The following is an 11,560-nucleotide window of genomic DNA, read 5'->3' as shown; positions in this document are numbered from 1 at the left end:
CGTCCTGACATCATCATCCGTCGAGCCCGAGTGTCTTGAGGCCTTCATCGAGCTGGCGCAGCCGCGCTGCGTCGTTGGCAACCGCCTGGCGGGCATCGGTCGATGCCCCCACCGCCTTTTCGCGATCACCCATCACGAGATAGGCGCGCACCAGGCGCAGCCAACCCTCGACGTCGTCGCCGTTCTGCTTGAGGCGCGTGGCGAGCCGTTCGACCATACCGCGAACCATCGCGTTGCGATCGCCCTCTTTCATGTCCTTGGAAGCTGCGAGGGTCTCATCCGACAGCGCCGGCATCGTCACGCCACCGCCACCGACGCGCGCGAGCGAGGTCTGCACGAGAGGGCGCCACGGCGCATCCGCCGGCGCTTTCGCCAGCAGCGCGCGCCAGATATTGGCGGCATCGTCCTTGCGGCCGTCCTGCTCGGCGGCGAGACCGAGGAAGTAGTTCGCTTTCGGATCATCGGCGCTGAGCGCGCGCGCGCGCTCGAACTCGGTCTTGGCTTCGGCGGTCACGACGCCACCGGCGGCGGCCGAGATCGCTTCGCCGAGATCGGACCGGCGCTCCGCGCTCTCGCCATTGTAGGCGAGCGAGTTGCGATAGGCGCGCACGGCGTCGTCGAAGCGACCAAGCCGCTCCAGCACGGGCGCGATCACGTTCCAGCCGCGCCCGTCGGTCGGATTCTTTTCCAGATGTTGCTCGACCTGTACGACCAGATTCTCGAGCGACTGCGCCATGCCGGACCCGGATCCGCGCTCCCGCTGCGCCAGCGGAAAGTCCTGAAGCCTGGGCGAGCCGAGCGGCACATAGACGCCGATCGCAACCAGCGGCAAACCGGCAAGCGCAAGCACGGCCGCCGCGCGGCGCCATTTGAGGCTGGATTTCGGTGCGATTGCGGGCTCGCTGCCGGCCGCGGCGAGCAGCCTGCGACTGACCTCGACGCGCGCGGCCTCGGCTTCGGGCGCCGCGATTAGCCCTGCGGCAAGATCACGCTCGATCTCGGCGAGTTGGTCCTTGTAGACCGCGACCTCGCTGCCCTGGTTATGGGCGCGTCCGCTACGGCCGAGCGGCAAAAGCACGGCGAAGATCGCCGCGACCGTCATCAGCGCGAACACGAACCATAGCATCATCTGGCAAGCTTCCGGCAGCGCGCAAGCCGCGCCCACAGGTCGCTTTACACCACGGCCGGACGATGCGGCAATTGACAATTGTCAATTCGGCGCGACCGCGCACAGTCCCGAAATGGTGAAAATCCAACGGCTTAGCCTATCTCGAAGTCCGCGCTTTGAGCGGCGTCCTCGCCATGCCCGTTGAAGGCCTTCAGGAAGTATGTTCCCGGCTCGATAGCGTCGGGCAATCTGATGCGCAACGCCCCGACGGGAACGGGCGATGCAACCCTGGTGACGGTCTCAGGAAGCTGCCGACCGCTTGCCTTCTCGACCAGCACCACCTTCGCGCCGACCATCAGCCTTTGATATTTGGCAACGACGACGCGATTCTCGATTTCGATGGAACTGATAACGGATTTCATGCGCCCACAGATAGAAATATCAAAAAGTTGCACGGCGACCGTAGGGCCAGCCACCGACACCGTCAACCTGAAATTGTGACTACTGAAATATGCGCCTTGAGTCAGCTCGCGCGCGACGATTTGCGCTCGCCCGTGGCCGCGTTCTCCGCGGCGCGGCTCATCAGCGAGGCATAATCATCGCCGAATAGCACCTGGCAGAAGCGGATCGCGGCCTGCACCTGCTGCTGCCGATAGGTGCGGACCTTGTGATCGGCGCCGCGCAGCGACTGCACGAGCTGCTCGGTCGAACGCTCGACATATTGCTGGAGGTCGGAATAGGTGCGCAGTGTCACCTCATTGATCGCAAGCTCGCTCGCATAATTGCGGCAGGTCGCGACGAAATCGATCAGCGCGACGGTTTCCTCGACCTCGGTGCTGTCGATCCGCGCGCCCGGCGGAATGTCCTTCTCGGCGCGCTGGCGCAGGATGCGGCGGACGCGGCCGGGAACACTGTCGATCTCGGATTGCAGCGCGTTGGAGATGTCGGCCCGGATCGAGGTCAACTGCTTGCCCCAGGCGGAATCGTTGCGCAGGTCGAGCTCGGTACGCAGGCCCCGGACGCCATCGTGCAGCGTCTTGAGATTGCCGGCGACGTTGTCGAAATGGCCGCGCTTGATGTCCATGCGCAGGATGGCAGCCACGCAGGACAGATCATGCAGCGCCATCGTGACGGCGACGCCATAGGGCGTTGCCGCGACACGGATCTCATCGTCGGACGCGGCAATCTTGATCGCGAGGCGGATGATCTGCCACGGCGCGGTCATCCGCTGCACGACGATCGAGAGCGCGAAGGGCAGCATCTGCGGCGTCTGGAGGACGGGAATGTTGAGCGCGGCAGTCACCGAGGCGATCTGGGCATCGCCGAAGGCGCGCAGGGAGCGCGGCAGCTTCTCGTTCAAGGTGGCGATGGCGTCGCGGACCGCGAGCACCGCCCCGGTCGAATAGAGATCCTCGATCACGTTGGGCGGACCGACGCGGGCGAGCGCACGCGATTTGTCACCCCCGCCCGGCCCGGTCAGTTCGAAGATGGCATCCGCGGCGACCGCCTGGAGCTTCGAGGCCAGCGCTTCGACCTGCCCTGCACTGTCGGCCGGCATGCGCGCCAGCGCCGCCTCGAATTCGCTCAGCTTGGCCGGAGCACCGTCGCGGCCGAGCCATTGCCAGATCGGAGCCAGCGAAGAGCGGCGGATCTGCCCGGCCCGGATCGGGGCGCCCGCTTCGACCACGAATGGTTCCAGCACCTGGAACAGTAGCCGCGACAGATCGTCCGTACGCGGCGGTGGGGCCGCGTCGGCTTCCGTCTTGCGGACGATCTTGCGCAGCTGGTCGAGCACGAGGGTTGCCACGGCCGTGTCCTGGCCGCGCTCGAGCGCACGCTCGAACTCCCGCATCAGCAGTGCCTGCGCCTGCGGCGGGAGCTGCGCGAGATAGTCCCTCAGCCGCTCGATCGATGTCTGGCTCATGCGCCCGGGTAGTGAACGGTAAAATGGCGGACGTGGGATCCGTCCTGCTCGATCATAGATGGGCCCCACTTAAGAAGCCGTTTAGGAAGTCGTTCCGAATACCCCTGGTTTCGTCGGGATCGACGTGCCGCAGGCCAAATAGTCGTATCGGAACAAGGGATTATATTCCGGGGAGGACCAGCTCCGACCGCAGGCCCCCGGTCGGTGCGCGGCCGAGTGAGAGGCTGCCGCCGTAGAGCGCAGCGAGCTCGGTCACGATCGACAGTCCAAGCCCCGATCCGGGCTTGGACTCGTCGAGCCGCTGGCCGCGCCGTGAGACCTGCGAGCGCTCGGCCTCCGACAGGCCGCGGCCGTCGTCGTCGACGATGATATGCAGCCGCGGACCGGTGCTCGCCTGATGCGGCGCTTCCACCAGAACTTCGATGAAGACCCTCGAGGCCGCCCATTTGCAGGCGTTGTCGACGAGATTGCCGACCATCTCCTCCAGATCCTGCCGCTCGCCGCGAAATTTCGCCGACGGATCGGCCTCGGCCCCGACCACGATGCCGCGGCCGCGGTGGATCTTCTCCATGGTCCGCCGCAATGCCTCGATGGCCGGTGCAACCTCCGTCACCGTCGCGACGACCGAGACCCGCGCCGCGATGCGCGCGCGCTCGAGATGATGGGCGACCTGGTCGCGCATCACGTCGGCCTGCTCCATCACCTTGGCCGCGAACGGATCGGCGGCATGCGCGCCGGCCTCGTTCACGATGACCGAGAGCGGCGTCTTGATGGCGTGGGCGAGATTGCCGACGTGGGTGCGTGCGCGCTCGACGATCTCGCGATTGGCATCGATCAGCGCGTTGGTCTCGCGCGCCAGCGGCGCGATCTCGACCGGGAACTCGCCCTCGAGCCGCTCCGCCCGCCCGGACCGGATGTCGGCGATGGATTCGGAGATGCGCTTGAGCGGCGCAAGACCGAAGCGCACCTGAAACACGGTGGTCAGCAGCAATACGATGCCGAGGGCGGTGAAGGTGCCGCCGAGGTAGTAATCGAAACTGCGCGTCTCGTCGAAAATCTCGGTATCGTCGCCGGCGACACTGACGAGAAATTTGCCGTCCGCGCCGAGATCGACCGGCCGCTCCACCATCCGCAGGTTCTGTCCCTCGGGACCGTCGACGTAAGCGATCCGGATGCCGGCGGCGGTGAGCTCGGTGCCCTGCTCTTCCAGCTTCGGCAGCTTCTTGTCCCAGAGCGAGCGCGAGGACCGCACCTCCGGCTTTTCGGTGTCGGTCCGGGTGATCTGCCAGTACCAGCCGGACAACGGCAGCTCGAACAGAGGCTCGCCGAGCGACTGGAACTGGCGGTCCGGCGGCTCGTCGGGGGTGGCGACCTCGGCGATCAGCGTGCGGAGATAGAGATTGAGCCGGCGGTCGAAGGCGCGCTCGGTGGCGTTCTTGTAGACCGACGACAGCACCACGCCGGTGATGGCCAGGATCACCACGAGCCACGCGGTCGCCGACAGGAACAGGCGGTTCGCAAGCGAGCTGGCGGGCATCGGAATGATCCCGGAGGCGCGGGGTGGCATAGCGTCGGAACTCATGACCCGACCAAGGCCCCTGTCGGGGCCGCCCGTCAAGCCAAGATACGTCTAGACAAGATAGTTCGAGACACCACGCTTCAGGCGCCGGGGGCCGGCGGGGTCAGGAGATAGCCGAGGCCACGGACGGTTTGGATGATGTCGACGTCGAGCTTCTTGCGGATGCGGCCGACGAAGACCTCGATGGTGTTGGAGTCGCGGTCGAAGTCCTGGTCGTAGAGATGCTCGACCAGCTCGGTGCGGGATACGACGCGGCCCGAATGGTGCATCAGGTAGGCCAGAAGCCGATATTCGTGCGACGTCATCTTGATGGGATTACCCGACACGCTGACCCGTCCGGTCCTGGTGTCGAGCGTGACGGGGCCGCAGCTCAGCTCGCTCTGGGCGTGGCCGGTGGAGCGGCGCAGCAGCGCGCGGATCCGCGCCAGCACCTCCTCCAGGTGGAACGGCTTTGCGACATAGTCGTCGGCGCCGGCATCGAAGCCCTGGACCTTGTCGCTCCAGCGGTCGCGCGCGGTGAGGATCAGGACCGGCATGGTGCGGCCGTTACGCCGCCAGGCTTCCAGCACCGAGATGCCGTCCTTCTTCGGCAGGCCTATGTCGAGCACCACGGCGTCGTAGGGCTCGGTGTCACCGAGATAATGTCCCTCCTCCCCGTCGAAGGCGCGATCGACGACATAGCCGGCGTCGGTCAGCGCCTTGGTAAGCTGGCGATTGAGATCGGGGTCGTCCTCAACGACGAGCAGGCGCACGCTTCTCTCCAGAACTGGGCCGTATGAACACCCGCACAGATGAGCAATTCCGGCGTGAACTGAATATGAACACGGGGAACTGGCCGCGTTACTTTTTGGTCATATCCGACCCTGTTCGCGGTCAACGCACTGCGCCCGCCAGGCCATCGGACGAACCGGCGGCATGGCGGGCGCAATGTGCCGCGTTACGCGGCGAGTCGGAAGGTGCGAACCGTCCGGTCGATCTGCCGATCAGGTCCGGAAGAACACGAACCAGATGACGGCGAGGATCAGGATCGCGAGCCCGGTGGATATGGCGAGCAGCGCCGCCACCGACGGCCCGGGCTCGCCCTGGCGCGCCTCGGTTGGAGTTTCCACGATCTGACGTTGGTCTCGCGTGGTTGCCATGGTGACCTCAATTCTGGCTGTCGCGTCGGATGGCCGCGACTCCTCGCGGCGGAATGTCTCGTGGCAACGCATGATGGGATATGATGTTCCGGCCTTTGCGGCCGGGTCAGGTTGCAACCGCGCGCCGGGCGGCCGGTTAACGCAGTTGCAAGATTCAGCGATCCGCCTTGCTATGATTCGTTGTTCCTCGATGGTATCTTCGTCTTCTGTCCCCGTTGCGTTTGGAGTAGCCCATGGCCCCCCGCGCCAATTGGAAGGGTTTTCTGCGTTTGTCCCTCGTGACCTGCCCGGTCGCGCTCTATCCGGCCACTTCGGATACCGAGAAGGTCTCGTTCAACCAGATCAACCGCAAGACCGGCCACCGGATCAAGTACCTCAAGGTCGACGCCGAGACCGGTGACGAGGTGACTTCGGAGGACATCGTCAAGGGGTACAAGGTGGACACCGACACCTATATCGAGGTCACCAAGGACGAGCTCGACGACATCGCGCTGGAGTCCACCCACACGATCGAGATCGACGAGTTCGTACCGAAGACCGATATCGACAGCCGCTATCTGATCCGCCCCTATTATCTCGTGCCCGATGGCAAGGTCGGCCACGACGCCTTTGCGGTGATCCGCGAGACGATCCGGAGCATGGACAAGGTCGCGATCGGCCGCGTGGTGCTGACCAACCGCGAGCACATCATCGCGCTGGAGCCGCTCGGGAGCGGCCTGATGGGGACGCTGCTGCGCTACCCCTATGAGGTGCGCGGCGAGAAGGACTATTTCGACGATATCCAGGACGTGAAGCTGACCAAGGACATGCTCGACCTCGCAAAGCACATCGTCGAGAAGAAGTCCGGCGCGTTCGAGCCCGAGCTGTTCGAGGACCATTACGAGACCGCGCTGATCGACCTCATCAACAAGAAGCGCAGCGGCGCGCCCATCGCCGCGAAGGCCGCGCCCAAGACCGGCGGCAACGTCATCAACCTCATGGACGCGCTGAAGAAGAGCATCGCGAACGAGAAGGACGCAGGCCCCGCGGCGAAGGTGGCCAAGGATGCGACCAAGGACGCCGTCAAGGGCAAGAAGCCGAAGAAGCGCGTCGAAGGCCAGCGCGAGATGCTGCTGCCGATTGCCGGCAAGGGCGGCAAGGACGCTGCTGCGAAAGCCGCTCCCAAAAAAGCCGACAAGCCGGTGCGCGCGCAGGCCCGGGCGAAGAAGGCCGGCTAGCAGCATCGCACCAGCGGCTACGCAGTGATGCCTCCCCTCGCCGATCGGCCGACCTGACATGCCTTGGTCGACCGCGTTCGACGACCCCATTTCGTTACGTGGCGGGCGCAAGCTGCGGACGCTGCAAGAAGCGGCCGATCACATCATGCGACTGCCCGAGGATACGCAGCATGCGAGCCACTGGCAGACCGCGATCGAAACCCTGATCAACGCAGCCGAGACCGGCGGCGGCTGGATGATGTTCGCCCGCATCGCGGTGTTACGGGCGCTGAATGCGGACGGTCGGCGCGAGTGAGCCCGGCACCCCGCTCGATAACAGGCTCAACAATCCGTTAAGCCAATCCCCTGCTTTCGGCGTCTACCTGCGGCCGGCGGCGGTACGTAATCCTACGGAAGACAAAATTAACCGACGCTTCCCGCTCAGCGCAGCATGGTCGCCCCTCGATTAAACTCGGGGTTTGCAGGCTCGTGCAGCAGCAGGACGCCAGAAGGAACTACATCGGCATCGTCAACGACGCGGCCGAGGAAGAAAGCCTCGCCGGCAGCTCCGCGCGGGCGCAGCCGTCCGTGGTCAGCTATCTGGTCGGACGTCTGGCGATAGTACTGAAACGCCCGGGCAAGGCCGCGCCGGAACGCCAGATATCGTCCTGAGACGCGACGACGACATCGCCAAATGCGTCCGAATTGGGTGACGAAACCTTAAGTCAATCGATGACACCATATCAAACGGCAGGTGAGGACCATCCACCTGCATTTTGACGCGCCCACGAAAAATCAGTGAATCAATTTACCATTCCGAAAACGGCACCAGCCTAGGTTGGACGGATGAACAGGAGTTGACGATGACTTTGCTCAAGTCATTTCTTGCCGATGAAAATGGTGCCACCGCCATCGAGTATTGTCTGATCGCCACCGGCATCGCGTTCGCGATCATCGTGGCCGTGAACAACACCGGCAGCGCACTCCTGAGCGGCAAATTCAACTCGATCAGCGCGGCGATGAAGTAGCCGGCGCGCCGCAATCTCATCAGCACAAGTCCGCATGCAGCGCGTCGGATGACGGGCTCCTCCTTCCGATGCGGCGGCGAGCCCAGCTTAATTCTCACGAAGTTCGCATTATGGCGTTGTGTCGGGCGGTTGCGCCATCGTAGAGCGTAACCTCGAACTCCAGCGGCCCGATGACATGATTCCTTCCGACAAGCCGATTTCGACAATCCGGGCTCGTCTTGGCTCGGACCGGTCGGTGGTGATCACCGTTCTCGCTGTACTGGCGGCCGTGTCGTTTCTTCCGGTGCTGCTGACCCCTATCCCCGCGATGGTCGACTATCCCAATCACCTCGCCCGGATGTATATTCTGAGCCAGAACGGCACCCCCAACGCCAATCCGCACTACGAAGTGGCTTGGGCATTCTACCCCAACCTTGGAATGGATCTGCTGGTCCCGCAAATGGCCCGGCTGATCAGCGTCGAGAATGCCACACGGCTGTTTCTGCTCCTGAGCCAATTGCTGATCGTCGGGGGCGCGCTTTCGCTCGAATGGGCCCGGAAGGGACGGATCCATCTCGCCGGCTTTGCGGCCCTCGCTTTCCTTTACTGTCTGCCGTTCAGCTGGGGCTTCGTGAATTTCGAGTTCGGACTGGGCCTCGCTGTCTGCGGCATCGCCGTCTATCTGATGCTGGCGGAACGCCCATGGCCCCTGCGTTTCGTCGTCAACATGGTCTTTGTCGCTGCGCTGTTTGCGGCACATTTCTTCTCCCTCGGCATCTACGGCGCGGCGCTTGGCCTTTGCGAGCTCTCGCGCATCCGCCATGAGCGAAAATCGTACGGGGTCGCCGCCGCGCGGCTCGGCGCGTTGGCCATACCGGCGCTTGCCCTGTTTGGGATCATGCGCATGACCGCGGGATCGATCGGAAGCGAAGGAACGAACTGGTTCCTCGAATTCAAGCCGATCTGGCCGCTGCGCATCATGAACGGTTACAATCTGACGGTCGCGGCGGCAACCGGGCTTGCGCTGATGATCTCGCTCTTTTTTGCCGCAAGACGCGGCGTCCTCAAGCTCGAGGCAGCCGGGAGCTGGCTCGCGATCGGCTTCGCGGTGCTGTACGTCGTCATTCCCTCGAAGCTGTTCGGAACCTCGTTCGTCGACCTTCGCGTGATTCCCGCTGCGGCTCTGATCCTGCCGGCCTTCTGCTCGCTGACGCTGCCCAGCCGGGCATGGAGAATGGCGGCGCTCGCCGCGATCAGTGGCGTCATACTGATCAATCTCGCCGTCGTGCTCGCGGTATGGCTGCCTTACCGCACCGACTATGCGGCCATCGTCGCGTCGTTCAACAAGATCGATCGCGGCTCGCGCATCCTCGTCGCCAGCACGGACGACAATGGAGACCCGCCCTTCGCCGACCTCACCTCATATCCGATGTATTATGCGCCTACGCTCGCCGTGCACTATGCCAACGCCTTCGTGCCCAATCTATTCACGGAAGCGGGCAAGCAGCCCGTGCGGCCACGCGAGGACGTGCGCCGTCTTGCCATTCCCTACGGGGGGCCGGTGCCGCTGGGCGTGCTGACCGCGATTGCGGCAAGCCGGCCGCCAGCTGGCGTTCCGCCGTTCGTCCGTACCTGGCACCAGGACTTCGACTATCTCTACGTCCTCGGGCCGGGGGTCGCAAACCCGCTGCCGGATCTGCTGGAAGCGCTGGACACCTCGGAGCGATTTGTTCTCTACAAGATCCGCCGCAAGTCCTAGGCCGAAGCCGCGGCCGCCAGCGTGGTTAATCGGGCATCACCATCTTCACCCGCTTCATTGGAAGCCCCCGGGCGTCCCATATCCTTAATGGTTGTGGCAAGGCGACCTTAACCACCGCCGGCATAGACTTCCGCTCCTGAAACGAGTTGGACTCTCTCGCATGGCGGCCAATTTCCAGTCGATCCGCTACAGCCTCGTCATCCCCGTGTTCAACGAGGAAGCCGTGCTGCCGGTGCTGCTGCGCAGGCTCGACCTGGTCTTGTCCCGGCTGGACGGGCCGGCAGAGGCGATCTTCGTCGACGACGGCAGCAGGGACTCCAGCTCGATCGTGCTACAGGCGCTCGCCACGCGCGACCCGCGCTTTCGCTATATCGGCCTGTCGCGAAATTTCGGGCATCAGATCGCCATCACCGCCGGCATGGACGCCGCGCAAGGTGAAGCGATCATCGTCATGGATGCCGACTTGCAGGATCCGCCCGAAGTGATCGAGCAATTGATCGCAAAATGGCAGGAAGGCAACGACATCGTCCACGCCCGCCGCCTGTCGCGCGACGGCGAAAGCCGGTTCAAGCGCGCGACCGCGCATCTGTTCTACCGGCTTCTCGGCAGGATGTCCTCGGTCGGCATCCCCGCCGATGTCGGCGACTTCCGCCTGATCGATCGCAAGGTGCTCGACGCGCTTCGGCAGATGCCGGAGCAGGACCGCTTCGTACGCGGCATGATCGCCTGGCTCGGCTTCCGGCAAGCCGAGGTCGCGTTCCACCGCCTCGAGCGTGCAGCGGGCGAGACCAAATATCCGCTGTTCAAGATGGTACGGCTCGCGATGAACGCCGCGCTCGGCTTTTCCGATCTGCCCTTGCGGCTCGCGATCTGGTGCGGATTGACGGTCTCGGGTCTGGCACTGCTCTATGGCGGCTGGGTGATCCTGTTGTGGCTCAGCAACGATAGTCATCTCGTGACCGGCTGGTCCTCGACGATCGTTGTCGTGTCCCTGCTGTGCGGAATGAACATGCTGATGACGGGCATCGTGGGGCTTTACGTCGGCCGCATCCATGCCGAGGTGAAACGTCGCCCGCTCTATGTGGTGCAGACGCGCGCTGGCTTCGACCGCAACGAGGCGGCGGCCGCACCCGCGATCCACGCCGTCAACGAATGACCCGGCGCATGACCGAGCTCTTCGACGGTTATCACGACAACTACCGTGACGTGGTCCAATCCTCGATCGACTTCTCCGGTTTGCCGCATCACTTCTTCATGCGCGCCAAGGCTGATCTGCTCGGCATCCTGATCGCGCAGCGGCTCGACACGAACAGGCCCGACATGCTGGACGTCGGCTGCGGCGTCGGCAGCCTTCATCCCCTGCTGCACGGCATGGTTGGGCGCTTGAGCGGTATCGACGTTTCTTCGGCCAGCCTGGCGCAGGCACGCGCTGACAATGGCAGGGTCGACTACCGTGAGTTCGACGGCCGCACGTTTCCTTTCGACGATGCCAGCTTCGATCTGGTCACGGCCGTCTGCGTGATGCACCACGTCGTGCCGATCGAATGGGCGCAATTCATCGCGGAGATGCGGCGTGTGACGCGCCCCGGGGGACTCGTCTGCGTCATCGAGCACAATCCGTACAACCCGCTGACCCGCCTTGCCGTCGCGCGTTGTGAGTTCGACCGGGACGCCGTCTTGCTCGGGGCTGGCACAACCCGAAAATTGATGGCTGCCGGCGGCTTGCGCGAGATCGGTGCGCGCCATTTCCTGCTGCTGCCTTGGGACACCAGGCCGGCGCGGCGCCTCGAAGCGACCCTGAGCGGCGTGCCGCTCGGCGGCCAGTACGCCGCCTACGGGACCGCTTGA

Annotated in this window: 13 protein-coding genes; 7 read left to right on the top strand and 6 right to left on the bottom strand. The window is 64.4% G+C overall.

Annotated elements, in window-relative coordinates; genetic code table 11:
- Nucleotides 1-13: 13 nt before the first annotated feature.
- From ccmI to BRA471DRAFT_RS38845, 6 genes are all read right to left on the bottom strand, one after another.
- Nucleotides 14-1,129: a c-type cytochrome biogenesis protein CcmI gene (gene ccmI / locus BRA471DRAFT_RS14325; RefSeq protein WP_007608298.1), complete on the bottom strand. Its 1,116-nt coding sequence runs from the start codon at nt 1,127-1,129 to the stop codon at nt 14-16.
- 131 nt (nt 1,130-1,260) lie between these two features.
- Entirely contained in the window at nt 1,261-1,530 is a 270-nt protein-coding gene (locus BRA471DRAFT_RS14320; protein WP_007593394.1) for a hypothetical protein, read from the bottom strand.
- Nucleotides 1,531-1,631: 101 nt separating this feature from the next.
- Nucleotides 1,632-3,032: a hypothetical protein gene (locus BRA471DRAFT_RS14315; RefSeq protein WP_007608296.1), complete on the bottom strand. Its 1,401-nt coding sequence runs from the start codon at nt 3,030-3,032 to the stop codon at nt 1,632-1,634.
- Between the two features lie 160 nt (nt 3,033-3,192).
- The gene (locus BRA471DRAFT_RS14310) at nt 3,193-4,569 is read right to left on the bottom strand and encodes a sensor histidine kinase (RefSeq protein WP_035973945.1); all 1,377 of its coding nucleotides are present in this window, start codon (nt 4,567-4,569) and stop codon (nt 3,193-3,195) included.
- A gap of 122 nt (nt 4,570-4,691) precedes the next feature.
- Complete coding sequence (locus tag BRA471DRAFT_RS14305) at nt 4,692-5,363, bottom strand: response regulator transcription factor (RefSeq protein WP_007608293.1); 672 nt, start codon at nt 5,361-5,363, stop codon at nt 4,692-4,694.
- Nucleotides 5,364-5,594: 231 nt separating this feature from the next.
- Nucleotides 5,595-5,750, bottom strand: a complete 156-nt coding sequence (locus BRA471DRAFT_RS38845) for a hypothetical protein (protein ID WP_007593402.1) — start codon at nt 5,748-5,750, stop codon at nt 5,595-5,597.
- A 233-nt stretch (nt 5,751-5,983) separates the two neighbouring features.
- Between BRA471DRAFT_RS38845 and BRA471DRAFT_RS14295 the strand changes: the two genes are divergently transcribed.
- From BRA471DRAFT_RS14295 to BRA471DRAFT_RS14265, 7 genes are all read left to right on the top strand, one after another.
- Entirely contained in the window at nt 5,984-6,967 is a 984-nt protein-coding gene (locus BRA471DRAFT_RS14295; protein WP_007608291.1) for a Ku protein, read from the top strand.
- A gap of 58 nt (nt 6,968-7,025) precedes the next feature.
- A complete protein-coding gene (locus BRA471DRAFT_RS14290; RefSeq protein WP_007608288.1) occupies nt 7,026-7,262 on the top strand; it encodes a hypothetical protein in 237 nt (78 codons plus the stop codon).
- A 173-nt stretch (nt 7,263-7,435) separates the two neighbouring features.
- On the top strand, nt 7,436-7,618 hold the full coding sequence (locus tag BRA471DRAFT_RS14285; protein WP_035973941.1) for a hypothetical protein: 183 nt from the start codon (nt 7,436-7,438) through the stop codon (nt 7,616-7,618).
- Between the two features lie 191 nt (nt 7,619-7,809).
- The gene (locus tag BRA471DRAFT_RS14280) at nt 7,810-7,974 is read left to right on the top strand and encodes a Flp family type IVb pilin (RefSeq protein ID WP_007608286.1); all 165 of its coding nucleotides are present in this window, start codon (nt 7,810-7,812) and stop codon (nt 7,972-7,974) included.
- A 175-nt stretch (nt 7,975-8,149) separates the two neighbouring features.
- Complete coding sequence (locus BRA471DRAFT_RS14275; protein WP_050992615.1) at nt 8,150-9,712, top strand: hypothetical protein; 1,563 nt, start codon at nt 8,150-8,152, stop codon at nt 9,710-9,712.
- Between the two features lie 160 nt (nt 9,713-9,872).
- The gene (locus BRA471DRAFT_RS40350) at nt 9,873-10,868 is read left to right on the top strand and encodes a glycosyltransferase family 2 protein (RefSeq protein WP_007608284.1); all 996 of its coding nucleotides are present in this window, start codon (nt 9,873-9,875) and stop codon (nt 10,866-10,868) included.
- Between the two features lie 8 nt (nt 10,869-10,876).
- Entirely contained in the window at nt 10,877-11,560 is a 684-nt protein-coding gene (locus BRA471DRAFT_RS14265; protein WP_035974940.1) for a class I SAM-dependent methyltransferase, read from the top strand.

Origin of the sequence: Bradyrhizobium sp. WSM471, assembly GCF_000244915.1 — a bacterium.
In the GTDB taxonomy this organism is placed as follows: Bacteria; Pseudomonadota; Alphaproteobacteria; order Rhizobiales; family Xanthobacteraceae; genus Bradyrhizobium.
The sequence above is the reverse complement of the archived record's forward strand: the minus strand, read 5'-3'. Positions and strand labels throughout refer to the sequence as shown.